The following is a 21639-nucleotide window of genomic DNA, read 5'->3' as shown; positions in this document are numbered from 1 at the left end:
GGAGAACGAGCCCTCCCGGGCGACTGAGCGATGCTGATAGGAAGAGGCCGTGCCTCGACCTCATCTCTTCGTCACCCGCGGAAGCCTCCTCCACTTCGCCTGCGACGCGTGGCTCCTGCCGACGGACCGCTTCCTCTCGTTCACGGACTTCTGGCGCGGGGTGCCGCAGCTGGAGGATCGCGCACGCGCCGCGCTGACTCCGGAGTTCTCGGACGGCCGACAGGCGGCACTGCCGCTCGCGCCGCGCGACGGCGAGCCCACTCCCGTCCTCACCGCCGTCCCCGATCGCGCCGTGCACGACGCCGAGGACAGCGAAGGACTCGCCGACATCGCCCGCCGCCTCCGGGCCTTCGTCGAGGTCGCCGCGCGGACGGTGACGAGGGATCGGCGCACGAGGCGGCCGCTGCCGCTCCTGGCCGTGCCGCTCTTCGCGACGGCGGGAGGCGGATCAGGGACCCTCCGCGACGCCGTGCTCGCCCAGCAGCTCCGCGTGCTGCGGGAGGCCGCCGAGGCGTTCGAGGTCGACATCGCGATCGTCACCCTCCGCGCCGACGTCCACGCCTTCGCCCAGTCCAGGCGACGACTCGATCCCGCGACGTCCTGGCCCGAGCTGGAGGCTCCGGCCCTCGAGGAGGCGCAGAGCCTCGCCGAGCGCGCCCGTCGCCGCCGGCTCGTGCCCTTCCTCGGCGCCGGGACCAGCGTCAGCGCCGGCGGCCCCTCCTGGGACGGACTGCTCGAGGAGCTCGGCCGCGAGATCGGACTCGACTCCGAGACGTCCGCGGTCCTCAGCGGGAAGAACGTGCTCGACCAGGCGTCCTACCTCGCGACGCTCTTCGACGAGGAGCAGCCCGGACGGTTCGCCGAATCCGTCGCCCGTGAGATCGGCTCCCTCGAGCGGTACGGTCTCGCTCCGGCGCTCCTCACCGCGATCGACTCCGAGCAGGCCATCACGCTCAACTACGACCGCCTCTTCGAGACGGCGTCCGAGGACGCGGGCGTCCCCCGCGCCGTCATCCCCGGCGACCACGAGGGCGACCACGAGCGCTGGCTGCTCAAGCTCCACGGCACCGTCGACGACCCGTCCTCGATCGTCCTCACCCGCGACGACTACCTCGGCTTCGATTCCTCCCGCCGCGCCCTCTCCTCGATCGTGAAGGCCACCCTCGCGACCCGGCACCTGCTCTTCGTCGGCTTCGGCCTCACCGACGACCACTTCCACGAGATCGTCCACGACGTCCGCCGCGCGTTCCCCTCCTCCGCCTCGGGAACGCTCGCGACCGCGCTCACCCTCTTCGCGGATCCGCTCGACGAGCGCCTCTGGCAGGGGAGGCTGCGGCTCGTGCCGATGCTGCCGGTGCCCCGCGATCCGTCCCGCGTCGGCGAGGCCGCCCGTGTCCTCGAGATCTTCCTCGACGCCCTGGCCGCCTTCGCGACGGACGCCCACTCATACCTCCTCGCGCGAGGGCACGAGAGCGCGATGACGGCCGCAGAGCTGCGGCTGCGGGAGCGGTTGACCGGGCTGCTCCGGGAGGCGACGGCGGAGGAACGGGCGACCGGGGCGTGGCAGGAGGTCGCGGGGATGAGTGTGCGGTTGGGTGGGGAAGGGCGCTAGCTCGGACAGCGCTCGTCGCTCGAGGGCCGAACGGCCGAGCCGGCGGTCGTCGGCGAGTCCTGCGCGAATGGACGAAGGACCAGCGGATCGACTGATCGCGGGCGAGAGGTCACCGACCTCCCGCCCGGCACCGCTCAGACGGCGTCGTGGAGCTCGACGTTGTCCTGATACTCGAAGTGCGTCTGGACACGATCCGAGACGTCGATGTTCTGCATCTTGCTGGACGCGGGGATGAAGCCCACCAGACCAGCTGCCGTCTCACCGGCCTGAGCCGTCCGGTAGACGAACTTGAGGATCGCGTCGTTGCGGGAGTAGTAGCCGTAGACCGCCTCGTCGACCGAGGCAGTCAACGAGTCCCAGTTGCTCTTCGCTCCGATCGCGGTGCCGAGGAGATGTGCGGCCTGGATCCGCGGCCCTCCGGGCTTCGTGCCCATGGACTGCGCGGCGACGACCATCGCCCTCGCTCCCAGACTGTGACCGATGAGCACGTACGACTCCGCGTTCGTGCGTGCAAGCAGATCACCGATGATCACGCCCGTCTTGTCGGCGCGATTCTTCGCGACGTGCCAGGGGTTCCTCGCGAGGTCCGAGGCGATCATCGCCGGCCCGGCGACGCCTCCGAGAAGCTTCGCCCCCGCCTTGTGCCCGAGCGCCGCCGCTCCTCTGAGCAGCCCCATGGCGACGCCCTTGCCTGCTGCGCCGACGGCGAGCTCCCCCAGATCCCGCAACTCCTTCGACCCCCATCGGACGCGGTAGACGGGCGAGTCCGGGTAGCGGGAGTCGACGATCGACTTCCACTTGCCCCACCGCTCTCCCTCACCGTCGGTGAGGAACCCGTTAGCGACGACCACGGGGACGCCGCCCGTTCCCGGACGGAGCAGCTCGATCTGGAACGACTTGTCCTCGCTCAGGTAGGCGTTCGCGACCGATGCCCCGAGGACACCTCCCACCGCCGCTCCGACGGCCGTCACGACCGCCGTGCCGCCGGCCATGCCGAGCCCGCCCGCTGCGAGGGTGCCGCCGCCGAGCAGCGCGAGTCCGTGTGAGCTCGCCGCTGCGCCGGTGAATCCGCCGAAGACGCCGAGCGAGCCGATCGCGCCGCCGATGGCGGGAGCGGCGAGGAGAGCGACCGGCGCCGCCATCGCGAGGACAGCGATGCCGCCCACGATGATCTTCGAGGTCGCGTCGAGGTCGGGCTTCTCGTACTCGAGGAAGGCCTCGTAGTCGTGCAGCTCGCCGAAGCTCCCCTGGGCCTTCTCGAAGCCCGGGATCTCGTGCTTGTGCTCGGCGCAGAACTGGGGGACGCGCAGAGCGCCGCGCTCGCGCACCGCCATGTTGCCGCAGCCCACAGCCACGCACGGGAGCGTCGCGGATCCGCAGCCCTGGCAGACGTAGACGGGAAGCTGCCCCGCGGGACGGTTCGACTTCCGGTGCTCGGTGTTGAAGAAGCACGACGAGCACCATCCGTGCTGGACGTCCAGCAGCGAGACGTCGTCTGCGACGTCCGCGATCCACTGCGCCGTCTTCGCGTACGTCTCGGCCACCTTCTGTGCGGTCCGCCGCTCCTGCTCCACCTGCTGGAGAGCTGCCTTCTGCTCGGCCGGATCCGAATGCGCGAGAGCCTCGGCATTGGACGTCATCCGGGCGCGGTACCAGGTCTTGGCGTACGCCCACATGTTGCTGCGCAGTGCAGGATTGCTCTCGAGAACGCCACCGCTCTCCGTCACCGGCTCGAGATCGGTAAACTCCCCCGCAAGGGAGAGAGTCGCCCCCTGATCCGAGACCACATCCACTCGGAGACGGGTTCCTTCGACGACATAGGCGTGCAGTGAGCCGGGCATGGGTTGATCGTGCCATACCGGTCGAGGTCCGGTTCGCTGCGGAAGGGCTGTCGCTTCCTTCTCGATCGGTCGCCGTCCCGTCGGATTCTCCGCGCTCATCGCGTCGGACTCTCCCCCATACCAAGACCGGAGCAGACGGACTCGAAGACGGTCAGTGACACCCCCTCTTCTCCCGGCGCGAAAAGGGAGCCGATGCGGTGAAAGTCGGTACCGTCCGACAGACTCACCGGAACGACGAAGGGGACGAAGTGCAGTTCACGATCAACGGCGCCACCTACGAACTCACACGGGAACAAGTCGAGAGCACCCTCGCCCGTACCGCGCCGGCCGAGGTGAGCACGTACTCCGTCGAGGTGAGCGGCAGCCGCTTCCCCGTGAAACAGGTGATCTCCGAGGTCACCGGTCTGCAGAGGAGCGAGTTCACCTCCGGCCAGGCACAGCGGGTCCTCACAGGGCTCGGATTCCTGGTGCTCAGCACTGCTCCGGGAGCTCGAGGGCGCATCTCCGGTTCCACGCGGTCCTTCGACGGCGTCGAGTGGGGGCTCGCCGCATCCGAGCACGGTTACGAGGAAGCGTCCTCGGGCAAGCTGCATCTCCCAGGATGTGCTCACGGCGTGACGACTCCGATCCGCATCTGGGCTCAGGACGAAGTGCTGAAGGCCTGGGGTGCTGCGCCGGATGTCGATCTCAGGACGCTGACGCGACCGGGATGGTGCTCGGACTGCGCGGCCATAAGAGGAACGACCGACCCCGGCGTTCCAGCGGAGCAACCGGAGACGTCCGGACGGACGGGCCGGGCGGAGCGGACGGCGATCGCGCAGGCCGCCCGGGTCGTCCTCGACGGTGGTCTCCGACGCCAGGCCTCCGCGTTCGACGGCCGGACGGTGACCTGGACCGCTGATACTGCGGCGGCACTCCGGCGAGCGATCGAGACACCCGGGTCGACCGGCACTTTCCGTGAGCGGATCGCCGAGCAGATGACGGATCAGCCGAGGGCGGTCGTCCTGCTCGCCGCTGAGCTCTGCTTCCTGCAGCGCCTCCCCCTCATCAACATCCGGGCGCAGACGAAGCTCGCTCTTCTGCAGGAGATCCTCGACGTGCTGCCCGATCGCCCCCGGGTCCCTGATGTGATCGTCGACGCCCTCGACACTCGCGGCGTCTTCAACGGCGGTCAGGGGTTCAACCAGCAGATCGCACAGCATCTCCTCTGGTTGTGCGATTTCGTCCGGCAGTGGGACGCCCTCGCGTCCGATCATCGCGAAGCCGCGCTCGGCGATCCCTGGCTCTTCCGCGACCGCACGCTCGACGTACAGGGTGATGCTCCACCGATCCGGAGCTCTCTGCTCGCTCTGGCCTGGCCGAGCTGCTTCGAAGCAATCGTCTCCGTCGCGCAGAAGCACGCGATCCGCGACGCCTTCGCGGGAGCGCTCCCGACGGTGACGGACGACGTCGACCGCGATCTGCTCGCTCTGCGGGACAGCCTCGACCCGAGCGGCGAGCTCGACATCGCCTGGTACTCGCCACCGTGGGACGCGGAATGGTGGCTTGCGGCACCGCAGACCGAGCATCGCGGCTGGGCCGTACCCTCGGCCGCTCCCGGCGCGCCACTCGCCCTCCCAGGCCTCCACGTCACGCTCCCGCCGGATGGCGGTCGAAGCGGCATCCGCGACGAAGCGCTCCGTTCATGGAGAGACTGGCCGACGTCCGGGGCCGGTCCGCGACCGCCCATCACCGATCTCCTCACCGAGGTGGATTCGGCTGCGCAGTTCCTCGTGACGATGGCGGCCGGCGACCAGGTCTTCGTCGACGGCTCCGACGACGTGCACTGGGGCGTCATCGGAGAACTCGATTCCCGAGGACGACGCGGCGTCGACTGGCGAACGCCGGTCTCGAGGTCGGAGATACCGAACGCCGTCCTCGACGTCCTGTCCGGCAGCGCTCCGATCACCGACGTCGGCTTCCTGATATCGCCGCCGATCGCACCGACGCCCGCACCTCCGCTGTCCGGCCCCCTCCGCCTCCCCCGCAGCACGCCCGAACTCGCGGGTCGCCTGCATTACGACTCACTGTGGCTGAACGAGGTGCTGGGTCTCCTCGAGGAGCGTCGCCAAGCGATCTTCTTCGGGCCTCCCGGAACGGGCAAGACCTATCTCGCCCGTGCTCTCGCCGACTTCATCGCGCCGAAGGGCGCGGTCCGCATCGTCCAGTTCCACCCCTCCTACTCCTATGAGGACTTCTTCGAGGGGTTCCGGCCGACGGTCGATGAGAAGGGGTCCGCGAGTTTCCGACTCGCACCGGGGCCGGTACGTCTTCTCGCTGCTGCGGCGGCGGCGAACCCGACAGTGCCGCATGTGCTGATCATCGACGAGATCAACCGGGCGAACATCGCGAAGGTGTTCGGCGAGCTCTACCTGCTCCTCGAATACCGCGACGCCGGGGTCTCATTGCAGTACTCGCCGGAGGAGGACTTCCGTCTGCCCGAGAATCTCTTCGTCATCGGAACGATGAACACGGCAGACCGCTCGATCTCCCTGGTGGACGCGGCGATCAGGAGGCGGTTCTCGTTCGTCGAGCTGCACCCCGCAGAGGAGCCGGTACTCGGCCTGATCGAGCGATGGTCGAAGGCGCAGCACCATGAGATCAGCCGAAGTGCTCTGCTGAGGCAGCTCAACGAGCGGATCGGCGACCTCGACCGCGATTTCCAGATCGGCCCGTCCTACCTCATGGGCGCTTCTGCCCGCACGGACTCCGGATTGGCGAGGATCTGGGAGTACGACATCCTTCCGCTGCTCGACGAGCACTACTACGGACGCTTGTCTCGCGCGGAGGTCCGGGCGACGTTCGGTCTCAGCGCTCTCGAGCCCGGTGCTGTCGCGGATCCGGACGAAGCGGTCGACGACGCTCCGGCCGGATGACCCGCGTCGAGTTCGACGAGAACGGCGGCTGGACGGCGGTCTCGTTCGACCCTGAGGTCATCGGTCGCGTATGCAGCGCAGGGCTGCTCGAATCCCGCATGACAGCGTCAGGCGCCGAGGTGAAGCCTCAGCTCAACAGGATCGGGGCGATTCGGATCGATGGCGACGAGGTCGTCGTCCGTCCGAAGGCCGCCTTCTCCTCGGTGCTCTTCATGCTGGGGTACGCGGCGGACCCGGGCTTCCGACCGGAAGAGGTCTCCGGCGACGGCAGGGAGATCTTCCCCGCGGTCGCCGAGACGTACGCGCGCATCGCGGAACGTGCACTCGGGCACGGCCTCCTGCAGGGGTACCGACGGTACGACGAGAGCGCCATGACGGTGCGCGGGCGGGTCCGGTTCTCCGACCAGATGTCGCGCCGCGGCGGACGACTCCTCCCGATCGAGCTGACGGTCGACGACTACTCGGCCGACATCGTCGAGAACCGGATCCTGCGTGCGGCCGGCCGGCTGCTGCTCGCCGTGCCCCGCGTGTCGCCGGACGTCCGGCGGCGCCTGGCGCACCTCGACTCGAGACTGTCGGAGGCAGCCCTCCTGCGGCCAGGGACGATGACACCGTCGTGGCAGCCGTCGCGGCTGAACCAGCGCTATCAGCCCGCCCTGCGCTTCGCCGAACTCGTGCTCGCACGCATCACGCCCACCACGACGAACGGCGGCCACACCGTCGCCTCCTTCGTCGTCAATATGGCGGAGGCGTTCGAGGCATTCGTGACCACGACTCTGAGCAGCGCTCTCTCAGGGGTCTCGCGTGGCGTCAGTATCGGTCAGTTCCCCGCTCATCTCGATCTCGAACGACGCCAGCCGATCCGACCCGACTTCGTCCACGTCGCCGGCGGCCGACCAGTGGTCGTCATCGATGCCAAGTACAAACTCGGGCCACCGAGGGTCGAGGACCTCTACCAGATGCTGGCCTACTGCACAGTGCTCGGGCTGGCTGAAGGGACGCTCGTCTACGTCTCGAGCGCCGGAGACCCGAGTGATCGGACAGCGACGGTGAAAGGCTCCGGTGTCGTGGTTCGGACGGTGCGGATCGACGTCACGAGGCCGCCCGCCGAGATGCTCGCTCAGCTGGACGACATCGGTCGAGCGGCTGCCAGGCGGGCAGGGATCAATACTTCTTCCGGCCTCTGAACTCCGCGCCTCGTCGTAGGGCCGCCTGCTCCATCGGACGACTCAGCCGAGACGGCCCGCCGCCTCAATCCCGCCCCGCACCCCACTCCCCCAGCAGCTCCCGCTCCCGCTCCTCCCCCAGTCCGGCGCCGCGTCCCGGCACGTGCGCGGCCGCCGCGTCCCGCAGCGTCTCGGCGAGCTCGCGGCGCTCGAAGCCCGCGGCCTCCGCCCGTGCCGTCGAGCGTGCGTTCATGCCGCGCCAGTCCGGGTCCGCGATCCACAGCGGGAGCGAGCCGGCGCCCGCCCACTGGCCGACGCCACGCTCGAGCAGCCACTCCTGCGGCACGGCGACCGGCTCGGCCGACGATCCGCTCCGCGCCGCGGCGAGGTGCTCGCCGAACGGCACGGGGGTCCCGCAGACGTTCATCACGCCCGCCACCCGCGCCTCGGCGGACGCCACCAGCCATGCGGCGAGGTCCCGCACGTCGACCACGGACGTCGGCAGCTCGGGCGCATCCGGCACCAGCACGGGCCCGGACCGCGCGCTGAAGCGCCAGGGCCAGTAGGAGGAGCGGCTCGTCGGGTCGCCGGGGCCGCCGATCAGGCCGGCGCGCGCGATCAGGGACGGCGCGGATCCGGCCAGCACGGCCTGCTCGCAGGCGGCCTTCGCGGCGCCGTACGAGGCGGGATCGTCGGAGGGAGTCAGCAGCTCGGCGTCCTCGTCCGCGCCGACGACCGCGTTCTCGGCGTAGACGCTCGTGGTCGAGACGAGGACGTAGGCGCTGCAGCGCAGGTCGCGGACGGATCGGCGGACGTGCTGCGGGGTCGAGGAGACGTCGATCACCGCGTCCCACGATGCCGCAGCCACGGCGTCGAGGGCGTCCTCGCGGTCGCGGTCGGCCCGGACGAGGGACACCCCCGCGGGCACGGCCGTCCCCCGCGCGAGGCAGGTCACGTCGTGGCCGCGCCGCAGCGCCTCCGCCGCGAGGTGCCCGCCGAGCCAGCCCGTTCCTCCGAGGATCAGCGTTCTCGTCCCCGCATGCTCGCACGGGCCGCCTCGCGCGAAGCCCGCTGAGGTGCCCGAATTGGTCCCGAGAACGTTGAAACAACTGCATTCTCGGGCGACTCGACACGGGCGACTCGACGCAGTGGGCGCCGAGCGAGCGACTCAGCGACAAAGGCCCCCTCCACGAGCCCCCGCACACCCGGCCACCCGAGCCCGCCCGCGTCCTCTGTCCGGAATCACGCGGGCGGCTCGGGCGCCCGAGCGGCTCACACGACGACGAAGGCGTCCAGGATCAGCGAGTTGCCCGTGGAGGCGGCGTTGCGCTTGCTGCCGCGGCGGATGGTGATGGTGTGCTCGCCGGCGCTGAGGGTGCTGCTGGTGAACACGGTGCGGGCCGAGCGGTTCGTGGCGCTGTAGCGGTCGACGGAGGCGACGAGCACGCCGTCGATCAGGACCTCGTTGATGCCGGAGGTCGGGGTGATCCGGCTCACCCAGCTGACCTTCGTGCCCCGGAAGCGGAGGGTCGCCGAGGCCGTGGAGGTGCTGGAGTACGAGATGCTGCCGCCGCTGTCGGCGGTGCTCGAGAGCGTCGCCCAGGTGCCGACCGTCGCGATGACGGCGGCTCCGTTCTGGTACGTCCCCGCCGCCGGCAGCGTCGAGGTCGGGGTGGGCGTGGACGTGGCCGTCGGGGTCTCGGTCGGAGTCGGCGTGTCGGTGGGGGTCGGCGTGTCCGTCGGCGTCGGCGTCGGCGTGCTGGTCGGAGACGCCGTCGCGGTGGGGGTGGGGGTCGACGTGGAGACGGTCCCCGCGGTCACGACGAAGGCGTCGAGGATCAGGGTGGACCCGGTGGACGCCGGGTTGCGCGTCGTCCCGCGGCGGATCGTGACCGTGTGGGTGCCGGCGGCGATCGGTCCGCTCGTCCACACCGTCTGACCCGAGCGGGTCGTGGGGCTGTAGCGGTCGACGGTGGCGACGAGGACGCCGTCGAGCAGCACCTCGTTGATGCCGGAGGTCGCCGTCATCCGGCTCACCCAGCTGACGCCCGTGCCCGAGAAGCGGAAGCTCGCGGACGCTCCGGCCGAGCTGGAGTAGCTGATGCTCCCGCCGCTGTCGGCGGAGGAGGAGATCGTGCTCCAGGTGCCCGCCGTCGTGATGAGCGGCGAGTAGTTCTGGTACGTGCCCTCGCCGGGGATCGACGAGGCGGGCTCGTCGGGCAGCGGAACGACCGGCTGCTCCGCGAGCCAGCGGTCGAACGTGTCGAGCATGTCCTTGTTCGTCAGGCTCGGCACGTTGTGGCCGTTCGGAGCGCCGTCGGTCGGCGTGTAGAGGACCACAGCCTCCTTCGCGACGGGCTTCGCGAGCGCGACCCAGGCCCCTCCGTGCACGGCGATCGGGACGAGGACGTCCTCCGTCGAGCCGGTCGTGCGGATCCGCGCCCCCGCCCACGAGGCCTGCGGCAGCAGCGCGGGGTCGGTCGCCGGGATCGTCGAGGGGTCGTTGTCGTAGTCCGGCAGGACGCGCCCCGGATCGCGGCGGGCCATGTCGGCCATGTCGTAGACGCCGGCCGCGTGGTACGCGCCGCGGATCTCGGGGACCAGCTTGTTGCCGTACGCCCAGCAGAGCAGCGCTCCGCCGCCGGAGTTCGAGCGGAGGAAGCTCGCGCCGATCCGCCACGTCTTCTGGAACCAGGCGACCGCGTCCACCTGCATGGCGACGGCCCGCTTGTTCGTGTAGATGCTGCCGCCGTAGTTGGGGCAGATCGAGATGACGCCCTTGTCGACGGCCTGGTCAGCGCTGTACTGGTAGGCGCCGGACAGGGCCGCGTAGGTGCTCCCGTTGGCGTGGTAGTACCAGTAGACGACCCGGCCGATCCGCTGCGAGGGGACCGCGGTGTGCGGGACGAAGAGCCGCGCGCGGTCGGTGCCGATCATCACGTCGATGATCTGGTACGGCTTCTTCCCCACGCGCGAGATCGCCGTGTCGCTGCGCCCGAGCTCGTTGGGCAGCGGCGGGATCACGCTGTAGTCGGGCGCCGCGGACGCGGTCATCGCGTAGGCGAAGGCGGATCCGACGCCGAGGGCGGCTCCGGTGAGGACGAGACGGCGGCTGTGGCGCGCAGGAGAGGACATGGGATCCCGACGTGGAGAGGGCTGCTCGGTCGGCGGAGCCTGACCGGAAGGTGTGAGGGGGGTGCTGCGGTCCGGATCGGACCACCGTGGAGGGGGCGCGGGGCGGTCCTTCGGGGGACCGTGCGGGCGGGCAGGCGCGAATGCATCCTCCCGCGTCCGCCGCGCGACCACCAGACCCGCTTCAGGGACACCCGCGGCGGCGCTCCCACCTGGCGTGGAGCGGCGGAGGGATGCGAGAAGGTCCTGGTGAAGGCGCTATCTCGCGCCACTGCTCTGGAGATGCCCGCCACGGGAGCGGAACCGCATCGTGTCGGTGCCGGAACTCCGGGGTCCCGCGGGGCCGGCACGGAACCAGGCCGCCCTGAGCCCGGCGCGAGGGCCGTGCGCACGTCAACACTCTCGCGGGGGACCCCCGGAGAGGTCGCGTTTTCTGGACACCACCTGAGCGCTGGTTCAGCGCTCGCTCTCCCCCTTCTGCGTGCCCACCGGATCGGGGGCCCGTCGTCCGCCGCCCACGTCCCGTCTCAGGGGGACAGGGCGCCTCCGAGCCGCGACCTATCGTGATCCCGCTCCATCCGGAAGGCCCGGCGAGGCGCCCCGGGGGGAGGTCGATCCGTGTCGAACGCGCATGCCCGGCCGAGCCACGACCGCTCGATCGCCCTCGGCCTCGTCCTGCTCCTGCTCGCCGCCGTCCTCGTGGTTCTGCCGGCGACGAGAGCTGCGGCGGCCACGGTCCTGCTCCAGGAGGGCTTCGGCGGCACCAGCGTCGCGGACTCGGCGTGGCAGGCGCTCGACGGCGCCTGCATCACGGCGGCGACCACTGCTCCGCCGACCGGCTCCTCGAATCTCGGCGTCTGCGCCAACCGGACTCAGGCCCCCGCCGCCGCGACGAGTCCGGGCTTCCTGCAGCTCACCGACGCCCGGAACAACGCCAAGGGCGGCGCGGTCTTCAACCGGCCGATTCCTGCCGCGGGCGGCATCGACGTCCAGTTCGACCAGTACCAGTACGGAAGCTCGCTGACCGGGGCCGACGGCATCGGCTTCTTCCTCACCGACGGCTCGAGGTCCCTCACCGCGGCGGGAGCTCCGGGCGGATCGCTCGGCTACGGCCAGTCGGCGACCGTCGACGGGGTGAACGGCGGCTACCTCGGGATCGGAATCGACGCCTTCGGGAACTTCTCGGCCAGGCCCCCCGCCGCGCCTACCCTCGGCCTCGGCTCCGACTGCCCCTCGAACTCCGGGTCGGCGCTCCTCACGGCGAACAAGATCGTGGCGCGCGGACCCGGGCAGGCCAAGAGCGGATACTGCTTCCTCCAGTCGGCCTCGCCTCCCCTGCTGACGTCGGTCCGCACGACGGCCACGACATCGACGGGCGCTCCGCCCGCGTCCTACGGGCGCACGATACGGATCATGGTCTCGGCTGCCGCCACTCCCGTCGTCACGGTCTACTGGGGAGGGACAGCGGGTCTGCCCGCCGGGCAGCTCGATCAGCTGATGCAGTTCACGATGCCGACCGCAGCGCCCTCGACCTACAAGCTCGGCTTCACGGCGTCCACCGGTGGATCGAACGACACCCACCTCGTCCGCAACGTCTCCGTCTCGTCCATCAACACTCTCGACGACATCACTCTGGTCAAGCAGATCGACCGCACCACCACGCAGCCCGTCGCCTACGCCGAGGGATCCGTCATCCCTTACCAGTTCGTCGTCACGAACGGGTCCATCCGGGGCACGCTCACCGGCATCGTCGTCACGGACCCGAAGGCCGCGAGCATCTCCTGTCCGACGACGACCCTGCTCCCGCTCGCCTCCACCATCTGCACGGGATCCCATACGGTCACGGCCGCCGAAGCGGTGGCCGGCTCGTTCGTCAACACGGCGACCGCTGCAGCGACGAAGACGGAGACGATCTCGAACGTCGTGACGACGACCCCCGTCACGAGCAGGACCGCCACCGCCACCGCCCCCATCGCCACCCCGGCTCCCGCTCTGACCCTCACCAAGACCGCCCTGCTCACCGACACGAACGGCAACGCCCAGGCCGACGCCGGAGAGCAGATCCGCTACTCCTTCCTCGCCCTCAACTCCGGCAACGTCACACTGCAGACGGTCGCCGTCGCCGACCCGAAGGTCACCGGCATCACGCCCGCCTCGACGCAGCTCGCCCCCGGAGCGAGCGCCACCTTCACGTCGGCGCCGTACACGGTCCTTCAGACCGACATCGACAAGAACACGTCGCTCGTCAACACGGCGACCGTCTCCGGCCGCACCCTGGCCGCCTCGCCCGTGACGGTCACCGCGACCTCCACGGCCACCACGCCGATCCGCTACGCGCCCTCGATCTCGCTGACGAAGAACGGCACGATCCCGACCGGGGCCGCCGTGGGCTCGACCGTCTCCTACAGCTTCTCCGCCACCAACACCGGCAACACCGGGCTGAGCGCCGTCGCGGTCACCGACCCCAAGAGCGGGCTCTCCGCGCTCGCCTACTCCTGGCCGGGGACCGCCGGGCGCCTCGAGATCGGCCAGTCGGTCACCGCGACCGCGTCGTACACGCTCACGCAGGCCGACGTCGACGCGGGCCAGGTCCTCAACACCGCGACCGCGACCGGCACCCCTCCGACGGGCGCCGCCGTCACGGCCACCGCCTCGCGGACGGTGACGATCACCCGCACGAACGACCTCGCGCTCGCCAAGACCGCGAACCCCGCCTTCATCAGCGCCGCCGGCACCGTGGTGACCTACACCTTCCGCGCGACCAACACCGGCACCACCACCCTCACCGCGGTCGCGATCAGCGACCCCAAGAGCGGGCTCTCCGCTCTCACCTACTCCTGGCCGGGCACTTCCGGACGACTGCTGCCCGGCCAGGTCGTCACCGCGACCGCCGCCTACACGACCACAGCCGCCGACGTCACCGCCGGCACGATCGCCAACACCGCCACGGCGACGGCGACCGGCCCGACCGGCGGGGCATTCACCCGCACGGCCTCGGTGAGCATCTCAGTGATCCCCGATCCGGCGGCCGACGCCGCGACGGTCGTGCAGGGCGGATCGGTCGTGATCGACGTGCTCGCGAACGACGGGCCCGCCGCGACCGGAGCGACCTTCTCGCGCGCGCAGCTCTCGGCGACCCCGAAGGCGATCGGAGGCGCGGCGACCCCAGCCCCCGCCACTCCCCTGCAGGGGTCCGTCTCCTGCGTCGCGAGCGGAGCGACCCGCGGCCAGTGCACCTACCGCCCGATCGCCGCCTTCGTCGGCACCGACGTCTTCGACTACTCCCTCTCGGGCCAGTACGGCACCTGGAACGTGCGGGTCACGGTCACCGTCACCGCGCTGAACCGCGCGCCGGTCGCCCGACCCGACCGCGTGGTCGCGACCACCGGCGGCCCCGCCGTCACCGTCGCTCCGCTCGCGAACGACACCGACGAGGACCCGGGCACGACCCTCGCCCTGGCCGGCACGAGCGTCCCGGCCGGGCTGCGCGGCACCTTCTCCTGCTCCGGATCCACGTGCACCTACACGCCCGCGACCGACGGCTGGACCGGGAGCGCGACGATCGCGTACACGGTCACGGACGGCGCGCTCACGGCGGGCGGCACGATCACGGTGTGGGTCGATCCCGCTCCCCTCGTCCGGCGCGGCTTCTCCGGCACCGGCAGCACGAGCGGAGCGGTCGGGCTCGGCGCCTGGACCAGCTCCTCCGTGGTCGCCACGCCTGTCGCGAGCTGCACGGCCGGTCGGCCGAGCACCCTCGTGAGCTGGTCGGCCGCCGCTGGAGCGACCGGCTGGACCCTCGAGCGCCGCCTCGCGGGGACGACGCCCGGCCCCTGGACCGTGATCGCGGCACCCGCCGCCTCCGCGACGAGCTTCACCGACGACCGGGTCGGTGAGGGCCGCAGCTACCAGTGGCGGGTCCGCCCGGACCTGCAGCGCTGGCTCGGAGTCGCGTCCGCCGCCTCGACCGCCGTCGCCCAGCCGGCCGTCACCACCGCCGGAGGCTGCTGATGCCTCCCCGCCGACACCCCTCTCGTCCTGCACGTGTCCTCGTGAGGGAGACCACGCCCGCACCGGGCACCACCCACCAGAAAGGAACGGTCGCCATGACCACCACAGCACCCACCCGTCGCAGCCCCTGGAAGAAGATCGCCCTCACCGGCGGCGTCCTCCTCGCCGCGGGAGCCCTCGCCGGCGCCGGCGCCTTCGCCGTGTTCACCGACTCCGGGAGCGCCAGCGTCACCGCGGACGCCGGACAGCTCGACATCAACCTCGACGGCACCTTCATCGTGACGGACATCGCGCCCGGAGACACCATCCAGCGCCCGGTGACGATCGTCCTGCCGAACGCCACCAACGACGGCGACCTCGTCTCGTCGGTGCGCTTCTCGCAGGCCGTCACCAACGACGTCGTGGGATCCGACACCACCGACCAGAACCGTGTCGGCCAGTCTCTCGTCTCCGGCCCGAACGGCCTCGACTACCGCCTGCTGACCTGCTCCACCGCCTGGACGACCGCCCCCACCACGACTCCGGCGGGCCCGTACTCCTGCAGCGGGACCACCACGGTCACCGGATCCGGCAAGCTGTCGTCCATCGGCGGCCAGGCCGGCGCGGTCGACTTCACCCCGGCGAACTTCGGCATCACCCCCACCACGACCGGGACCTTCCCCTCGGACGCCGGTGATGTGACGCTGAACACGCTGATCGAGCTCGTCCTGCCGACCGCGGCCGACAACGCGTACGAGAACGCCTCCGCCACGGTCACCTTCACCGCCGCCGCGATCCAGCGCGCCGGCATCCAGAAGTAGACCGTCCCCCACCGCCTCCGTCCTGCCCGGCCGCCACCGGCGCGGGGCGGAGGCATCCCCCTTTCCTCCCGGAGTCGTCCCCATGACCCACGCCCGTGCGCTCGTCGCCGTCCTCGCGGCGGTGCTCCTCGCGCCCGCGGCGAGCGCCGAGCCCGTCGGCGTGCTCGACGTGCGCGAGCTCTCGGCGCCCGGATCCCTCACCGACCTCGCTCCGGGCGACCGCGCCGAGTGGGCGGTCGAGGTGACCAGCACCGGCCTGTCGCCGCAGGGGGTCTCCGTGGCCTTCGCGGTCGACGGAGGGACGCTGGCGCAGGACCCGCGCGACGGCCTCCAGCTGTCCGTCGAGCTCTGCGGCTCGGCATTCACCGTCGCCGAGGTCGTCGACGGGGGGCGCACGGTCGAGCGCTACCTCTGCCCCGACGACGCTGTGCCGCTCGGATCCGGGCCCGCGGCGACGCTCGGCCGGCTCGACGGTGTCCGTCCGCTCGAGCGCGGGGCCACCGTGGGCGTGCGCGTCCGCGTCCTGTTCCCGGAGTCGGCCGGCAACGGGACCGAGCTCGCGGCGGCGTCGCTGCGGGTGCTCGTGGGCACGACGGAGGAGGATCCCTCCGCGACGCCCGGCCCCGGCTCCTTCCCCGGAGCGGCGGGCGGCGGGCTGGCCGTCACCGGCCGCGACCTGGGCGCTGCGCTCCTGGGCGGGATGCTCGCCCTCGGCTCGGGCGCCCTGCTCGCCGCGGCGGCGCGCCGTCGTCACCGGAGGGAGCAGGCGTGAAGGCCCTCCGCGCTCTCCTCGGCGGCCTGGTCACGATCGTGGCCGTCGCCGGCATCGCCGTCTTCGTCCTCTCCGCGCTCGGTCTCGTGCGGCTCGTGCCGGTGCTGTCGAACTCGATGGCGCCCGGGATGCCCGTCGGCTCCCTCGCCGTCACCCTGCCCGTCGACCAGGCCGCGATCCGCGCCGGTGACGTGATCGTCTTCACCGACCCGGACGATCCGGGCCGCCGCGTCATCCACCGCGTCACCCTCGTCTACTCCGAGGAGGAGGCGGCGGCACTCCGCGGCCGCGAGCCCGGCCAGCTGGCGCTCACCACCAAGGGCGACAACAACGAGTCGGCCGACCCGTGGATCGTGACGATCGCGGACGAGCGGATCTGGCGCGAGAGCTCGGTGGTGCCGCTGCTGGGCTGGCCGAGCATCGGCCTCGCCCACCCGGAGGCGCGGTTCGCGCTCTTCGCCGCGGGCGGCGCGGTCATCGTGGGCGCGCTCCTGATCGCCATCTGGCGCCACCCCGCGGAGGTTGCCCCGTGAGCGGCGCGCACCGCTCGTCGGACGGCACGCCGCCCCCGGAGCCCCTGCGTCCGCCCGCTGAGCACGGACGGCACAGCGCCCGGCCGTCCTCCCGCGACCGCGGAGCCCCGCGCCACTCCCCCGAGGTCCGCCGCCGCGTGGTCTCCCGCGCCGGCCTGGCGGGACTCGTCGCCGGCGCGCTCGTCCTCGGCGCCGCCGCCACCGCCACCGCCGTGCTCCTGGACCGGGGCTCCGTGAGCGCACGGATCGCCTCCGGCACCGTCATCGCGACGTTCACCGGCACCGGAGCGACGACCGTGCCGGTCCCCGTCGCGGGACTCGTCCCCGGCGGCACGGCCCGGCGCCTCCTCGACCTGACGAACGCCGGGACCCTGCCGATGTCGGCCCTCCAGCTGCAGACGGCCACCGGCACCGACCTCTCGGACGGCCTGCAGCTCGCGATCGAGCGCTGCTCGCAGTCCTGGTCGGCCGATGCCGCGACCTGCCCCGGCACCGTCACCACCGTGTCGGCCGACCGCCCCGCCGCCTCCCGCCTCGACCTGCCCGGCTCCCCAGCTCTGGCCGTCGGAGCGACCGACCACCTCCGCCTGACCGTGCGCCTGTCGGAGTCCGCGCCGTCCGCCGCGCAGAGCACCTCGGCGACCCTCACCGTCACCTTCTTCGGCGTGCAGCGTCCGGGCCGCCAGCTGTAGGCGCGGCGGGCCCACGCCTCGGCGGCACCACCGCCGCGCCGCCCCCTTCCGCGCTGAGGTGCCCGGGACGGCCGTCGACACGCCGGAGAGGGCGACCGTCTCGGGCGACTCAGCGGGGCCGCGGGTACCTCGGTGATGCCTCGCTACTCGCGCAGGGCCGCCACGGCGTCGTGGAAGCTCGGCACGTCGGAGAGCACGCCCTCGGGGCCCAGCACCGTCCAGGTCGTGCCCGTGCGGATCAGGACGCCCAGCTCCTCGGCGGGCCGGCGGCGGGTGCGGCGCAGCTCGAGCACGAAGACTCCGGGACGCGCCTCTCTGATCTCGGGCGTGCGCCGGTCGGGCAGCATCACGAGTCCTCCCCGAGGGTCAGCGGTAGACGCTCCACTCCTTCTTCACGATCCGGCGCTCCTCGCCGTCGACCGCGACGATCCACTCGCCGTCCTTCTTGGCCACGACCCGCCCGCGCAGGTACTGCGGCTCCCAGCCGTCGGCCTTGTTGACCCACTTCACGAACCGCGCGAACCGCCCCGGTGCCACGTCGTCTCTGGACATCTCTCGACTCCCCTTCGCCGTCACCGGCACGTCCATCGACCTCCGTCAGGAGTTCACCTCGCCCAGCGCGAGGAGGACCTCTCCTGTGAGGTCTCGAAGCCGGTTCACCGACGGTAGAACGCGCTGCCAGAAGTGGACGAGGCCGTTGACTGATCGACGATCGTCTGGCAGTGGGGTCAGGATGCGGCAGCGGAATCAGGAGTCGAACAGCACGTGCGGCCGTCCGGCGTCGACGATCACGCGGGCGCGCACCCCGTAGACGTCCGCGATCAGCGCCGGAGTGAGCACCTCCTCCGGGGTGCCGCCCGCGACCACGCGCCCCTCGCGCAGCACCAGCAGCGCGTCGCAGAACAGGGCCGCGAGGTTGAGGTCGTGCAGCGCGACGACCGTGGTCACCGGCAGCGCCCGCACCAGGGCTAGCAGCTCCAGCTGATGGCGGATGTCGAGGTGGTTGGTCGGCTCGTCCAGCAGCAGCTCGCGCGGCTCCTGCGCCAGCGCCCGGGCGATGTGCGCGCGCTGCCGCTCGCCGCCCGAGAGGGTGTGCCAGAGGTGGTCGGCCTTCGCCTCGAGATCCACCTGCTCGAGGGCGCGCTCGATCGCGCGCAGGTCCTCGGCCGAGTCTCCGCCCAGAAGGGAGCGGTGCGGTGTCCGCCCCAGCCGGACGACGTCGCGGACGGGGAGGTCCGCCTCCGTCTCGGCCTGCTGCGTCACCGTGGCCACGGCCCGGGCGACCTCGCGGCGGCGGAGCGAGCGGAGCGGCGCGCCGTCGAGGGTGACGACGCCGGCGTCCGGAGCCGCGGTGCCCTGCAGCAGCCGCAGCAGTGACGACTTGCCCGAGCCGTTGGGCCCGAGCAGTCCGACGGTCGAGCCGGGATGGGGGAGGAGCGAGACCCCGTCCACCACCAGGCGGCCGCCCCGGCGCCACGAGACCCGGTCGGCCTCGAGCGTCACGAGCGGCCCCTCCGCCGCAGGAGCAGCAGCATGAACACCGGCACGCCGACGAGTGCCGTGCCGACCCCCACCGGCAGCGGAGTCGGCGCGAACGCCACCCGCGATCCGGCGTCGACCCACACCAGGAACACCGCGCCGAGCAGGATCGTCGCGGGGATCACCCGCGAGTGCCGCTGGCCGAACACGAGTCGCGCGGCGTGCGGCAGCACCAGCCCCACGAAGCCGATCGCGCCGGCGATGCTCACCAGGGTCGCCGTCAGCAGGGCCGTCACCACCAGCAGGAGGAGGCGGGTGCGGCCCACGTGCACGCCGAGCGACGCGGCCACGTCCTCCCCGAAGGCGAACGCGTCGAGCGTGCGCGCCGCGGCGAGGCAGACCACGGAGCCGAGCAGCACGACTCCTCCGCTCAGCGCCACGTCGTCCCAGCGCATGCCCTCGAGGGAGCCGAGCAGCCAGAACATCACGCCGCGCGTCTCGTCCGAGTCGGCGAGAGCGAACACGATCAGCGAGGTCAGCGCCGAGAACAGCTGGGTGCTCGCCACCCCCGCCAGGATCACGCCCGAGGTGCCGCCCGCCGAGAACCGCGTGAGCAGCAGCACGAAGCCGAAGGCGACCAGCGCGCCGACGAAGGCGCCTCCGGAGAGCCCGACCACTCCTCCGCCGACCCCGAGCACGCCGACGAGCACCGCGCCCGTGGACGCTCCGGAGGAGACGCCCAGCACGAACGGGTCGGCGAGCGGATTGCGCAGCAGCGACTGCAGGATCACTCCGCACACGCCGAGCCCCGCCCCGCAGGCCGCGGCCACGAGTGCGCGCGGGAGGCGCTCCTGCCAGACGATCGCGTCCTCGGCCGCACGCACCGGGACGGAGGCGAGCCCGAGGTGGTTGAGGAGGATGTCGCGGACGTTCACGAGCGAGACGTCGGCCGGGCCGAGCGTCACCGCGACGCCGACCGAGAGCGCCAGCGCTAGCAGCCCGCCGACGACCAGCGCGGCGGCGGCCAGACCCCGCGGCACCCGGCGGACGAGGACCGTGCTCGTGCCCGTGTGCGTGCTCAGAGCGAGGCCCCGTTCTCGTCCCACCAGGCGCGGATCTTCTCGAGCCCGTCGACGAAGCGGATCGACGGGTTCAACTCGGCGCCGTGGAGCGCGATGAAGCGGCCGTCCTGCACCGCGGGCAGGCTGCTGGTCAGCGGGTCGGAGCGGAGGAACGCGGTCTTGTCGTCGAGGCGGTCGCCGGGGAAGCGGTCGCGCTGCAGGTCGCCGAGGACCAGGACGTCCGGGTCGGCCGCGACGACGCTCTCCCAGCCGACGGCGGGCCAGTCCTCCGTGCGGTCGGCGAAGACGTTGGTCATGCCGGTCGTGGTGCCGAGCATCGAGGCGAAGTTGTAGCCGCCGGCCATGTAGGGCGTCTTGGTGTCGGCGAACCAGAAGGCGACGCTCCGGCCGCCGAGGTCGACCCCCTCGGTGGCGGCGGCGGCGCGCTCCTGCAGCTGCGCGACCAGGGCGTCGCCGCGCTGCTGCACGTCGAAGACCTCGGCCAGCTCGTGGATCTCCTGGTAGAGGACGTCGACGGTCAGCGGGACGGTGCGCGTGCCGCTCCCGCCGTTGACGCTCGCTCCGTTGTCGCAGTCGGAGGGGGCGAGGTAGGAGCCGATCCCCGTCTCGGCGAGGCGGTCGCGCGAGGCGACGCCCTCGGGCGCGTAGTGCCGGCCGAAGGAGGCGGTGACGAAGTCGGGGTCGGCGCCGAGCAGCACCTCGTAGGTGGGCGCGTTGTCGGCCAGGCGCGGCACGCTCTCGTTCGCGGAGGCGAGGGTCGCGAGCACGGGGTCGGTCCAGGAGGCGGTGCCGACCATCCGGTCCTCGAGGCCGAGGGACAGCAGGATCTCGGTCGAGTTCTGGTCGAGGGAGACGACCCGCTGCGGAGGGGCGGTGACGGTAGTCGTGGTGCCGCAGTTGTCCAGCATGAGCGGGTACGAAGTCGTGCCCTCCCCCGCGGCGGCCGTGCTCTCGGGCTCGATCTGCTCGGAGGCGCCGCAGCCGGTGAGGGCGAGCAGGGTCAGGGCGGCGAGGGCGAGGGCGGCGGGGCGCCGTCGGTGCGTGGACATGGATCTCCCGTGGTTCGTGGGCGTCGGTCGTCGGCCCGGTTCATGGGCCCGGTTCATGGGCCCGGTTCGCCGGCAGGGCTCGGCGGCCCGGTCCGTCGGCGGGCGGCACCCGCGTCTCGGCGTGGAGCCCAGGTAAGCATAGCCTTACCTCATCTGGCCCCGTCCATTCGCGCCAGTCGATCCGCGCCACCGAGCCCTCGGCGCCCTCGGCCCGGCCCGCCGGCGACTCCGCAGAAGTCGCCGTGGTCGCGCGCGCGGACGGCGACCTCCGAGTTCTCATGTCACCCAGAAGGCCCGGAACAGCCGAGTAAGCGGACACCTGTCGCGCACCTCGCCTCCGCAGCCCCCAACCAGGTGGACAGCACCCCGGACACGGTTCCCCTGGGGGCGGGAGAGCGCGATCCTGAACACCGACGATCGACGGCTCCCGCCCCACCGCCCGCCGACCGTCACGGAAGGAACCCGGCGATCACGAAGAAGACGTCGACGCCTCCGGAGACGCGGCCCAGCCAGATGTGGAACGTCGCGACCAGGAGGGACGCGACGGCGCGCAGT

Annotated in this window: 16 protein-coding genes; 8 read left to right on the top strand and 8 right to left on the bottom strand. The window is 71.9% G+C overall.

Going from position 1 to position 21639, the window contains the following annotated elements; translation table 11 throughout:
* The first annotated feature begins 49 nt into the window (after positions 1–49).
* Positions 50–1612 (top strand): SIR2 family protein, encoded by a 1563-nt coding sequence (locus C5C82_RS13745; protein ID WP_104234073.1) that lies wholly within the window; start codon positions 50–52, stop codon positions 1610–1612.
* Positions 1613–1746: 134 nt separating this feature from the next.
* Here the strand turns inward: C5C82_RS13745 and C5C82_RS13740 are convergent, their stop codons facing one another.
* Positions 1747–3339, bottom strand: coding sequence for a DUF726 domain-containing protein (locus C5C82_RS13740; RefSeq protein ID WP_219812384.1), 1593 nt, complete (start codon positions 3337–3339; stop codon positions 1747–1749).
* Between the two features lie 362 nt (positions 3340–3701).
* Between C5C82_RS13740 and C5C82_RS13735 the strand changes: the two genes are divergently transcribed.
* Both C5C82_RS13735 and C5C82_RS13730 read left to right on the top strand, forming a co-directional pair.
* Entirely contained in the window at positions 3702–6368 is a 2667-nt protein-coding gene (locus C5C82_RS13735; protein WP_104234075.1) for an AAA family ATPase, read from the top strand.
* Entirely contained in the window at positions 6365–7555 is a 1191-nt protein-coding gene (locus tag C5C82_RS13730; protein WP_104234076.1) for an McrC family protein, read from the top strand. The genes C5C82_RS13735 and C5C82_RS13730 overlap by 4 nt, the downstream gene beginning before the upstream one ends.
* Positions 7556–7619: 64 nt before the next feature.
* Here the strand turns inward: C5C82_RS13730 and C5C82_RS13725 are convergent, their stop codons facing one another.
* On the bottom strand, positions 7620–8555 hold the full coding sequence (locus tag C5C82_RS13725) for an NAD-dependent epimerase/dehydratase family protein (RefSeq protein WP_258066130.1): 936 nt from the start codon (positions 8553–8555) through the stop codon (positions 7620–7622).
* Positions 8556–8806: 251 nt separating this feature from the next.
* Complete coding sequence (locus C5C82_RS13720) at positions 8807–10669, bottom strand: hypothetical protein (protein ID WP_104234078.1); 1863 nt, start codon at positions 10667–10669, stop codon at positions 8807–8809.
* A 615-nt stretch (positions 10670–11284) separates the two neighbouring features.
* Between C5C82_RS13720 and C5C82_RS13715 the strand changes: the two genes are divergently transcribed.
* The 5 genes from C5C82_RS13715 (at position 11285) to C5C82_RS13695 (ending at position 17474) form a co-directional block, all read left to right on the top strand.
* Positions 11285–14677 carry an Ig-like domain-containing protein gene (locus C5C82_RS13715; protein ID WP_104234079.1) on the top strand — a complete coding sequence of 1131 codons (3393 nt, stop codon included), beginning with the start codon at positions 11285–11287 and terminating at the stop codon, positions 14675–14677.
* A gap of 95 nt (positions 14678–14772) precedes the next feature.
* Positions 14773–15477 carry a TasA family protein gene (locus tag C5C82_RS13710; RefSeq protein ID WP_104234080.1) on the top strand — a complete coding sequence of 235 codons (705 nt, stop codon included), beginning with the start codon at positions 14773–14775 and terminating at the stop codon, positions 15475–15477.
* Between the two features lie 82 nt (positions 15478–15559).
* Complete coding sequence (locus C5C82_RS13705; protein ID WP_104355226.1) at positions 15560–16249, top strand: hypothetical protein; 690 nt, start codon at positions 15560–15562, stop codon at positions 16247–16249.
* On the top strand, positions 16246–16782 hold the full coding sequence (locus C5C82_RS13700; RefSeq protein WP_104234082.1) for a signal peptidase I: 537 nt from the start codon (positions 16246–16248) through the stop codon (positions 16780–16782). The genes C5C82_RS13705 and C5C82_RS13700 overlap by 4 nt, the downstream gene beginning before the upstream one ends.
* The gene (locus C5C82_RS13695; RefSeq protein ID WP_104234083.1) at positions 16779–17474 is read left to right on the top strand and encodes a peptidase; all 696 of its coding nucleotides are present in this window, start codon (positions 16779–16781) and stop codon (positions 17472–17474) included. The genes C5C82_RS13700 and C5C82_RS13695 overlap by 4 nt, the downstream gene beginning before the upstream one ends.
* A gap of 143 nt (positions 17475–17617) precedes the next feature.
* On the opposite strand, the gene C5C82_RS13690 is transcribed toward C5C82_RS13695, so the two are convergent.
* The 5 genes from C5C82_RS13690 to C5C82_RS13670 form a co-directional block, all read right to left on the bottom strand.
* Positions 17618–17821: a hypothetical protein gene (locus tag C5C82_RS13690; RefSeq protein ID WP_104234084.1), complete on the bottom strand. Its 204-nt coding sequence runs from the start codon at positions 17819–17821 to the stop codon at positions 17618–17620.
* Positions 17822–17840: 19 nt separating this feature from the next.
* Positions 17841–18026 carry a hypothetical protein gene (locus tag C5C82_RS13685; protein WP_104223398.1) on the bottom strand — a complete coding sequence of 62 codons (186 nt, stop codon included), beginning with the start codon at positions 18024–18026 and terminating at the stop codon, positions 17841–17843.
* 195 nt (positions 18027–18221) lie between these two features.
* Entirely contained in the window at positions 18222–18977 is a 756-nt protein-coding gene (locus C5C82_RS13680) for an ABC transporter ATP-binding protein (protein ID WP_104234085.1), read from the bottom strand.
* Positions 18974–20059 carry an iron ABC transporter permease gene (locus C5C82_RS13675; RefSeq protein ID WP_104234086.1) on the bottom strand — a complete coding sequence of 362 codons (1086 nt, stop codon included), beginning with the start codon at positions 20057–20059 and terminating at the stop codon, positions 18974–18976. Before C5C82_RS13675 ends, C5C82_RS13680 begins: the two co-directional genes overlap by 4 nt.
* Complete coding sequence (locus C5C82_RS13670) at positions 20032–21084, bottom strand: ABC transporter substrate-binding protein (RefSeq protein ID WP_104234087.1); 1053 nt, start codon at positions 21082–21084, stop codon at positions 20032–20034. Before C5C82_RS13670 ends, C5C82_RS13675 begins: the two co-directional genes overlap by 28 nt.
* Positions 21085–21639: the final 555 nt, after the last annotated feature.

This window comes from Rathayibacter sp. AY1D5 (assembly GCF_002932515.1).
GTDB lineage: Bacteria > Actinomycetota > Actinomycetes > Actinomycetales > Microbacteriaceae > Rathayibacter.
The sequence above is the reverse complement of the archived record's forward strand: the minus strand, read 5'-3'. Positions and strand labels throughout refer to the sequence as shown.

Bases quoted from the DNA above. Each gene is read 5' to 3' on its own strand.
- C5C82_RS13730 (WP_104234076.1), top strand. From the start codon at position 6,365: ATGACCCGCGTCGAGTTCGACGAGAACGGCGGCTGGACGGCGGTCTCG.
- C5C82_RS13690 (WP_104234084.1), bottom strand. From the start codon at position 17,821: ATGCTGCCCGACCGGCGCACGCCCGAGATCAGAGAGGCGCGTCCCGGA.
- C5C82_RS13720 (WP_104234078.1), bottom strand. From the start codon at position 10,669: ATGTCCTCTCCTGCGCGCCACAGCCGCCGTCTCGTCCTCACCGGAGCC.
- C5C82_RS13670 (WP_104234087.1), bottom strand. From the start codon at position 21,084: ATGTCCACGCACCGACGGCGCCCCGCCGCCCTCGCCCTCGCCGCCCTG.
- C5C82_RS13710 (WP_104234080.1), top strand. From the start codon at position 14,773: ATGACCACCACAGCACCCACCCGTCGCAGCCCCTGGAAGAAGATCGCC.
- C5C82_RS13705 (WP_104355226.1), top strand. From the start codon at position 15,560: ATGACCCACGCCCGTGCGCTCGTCGCCGTCCTCGCGGCGGTGCTCCTC.
- C5C82_RS13685 (WP_104223398.1), bottom strand. From the start codon at position 18,026: ATGTCCAGAGACGACGTGGCACCGGGGCGGTTCGCGCGGTTCGTGAAG.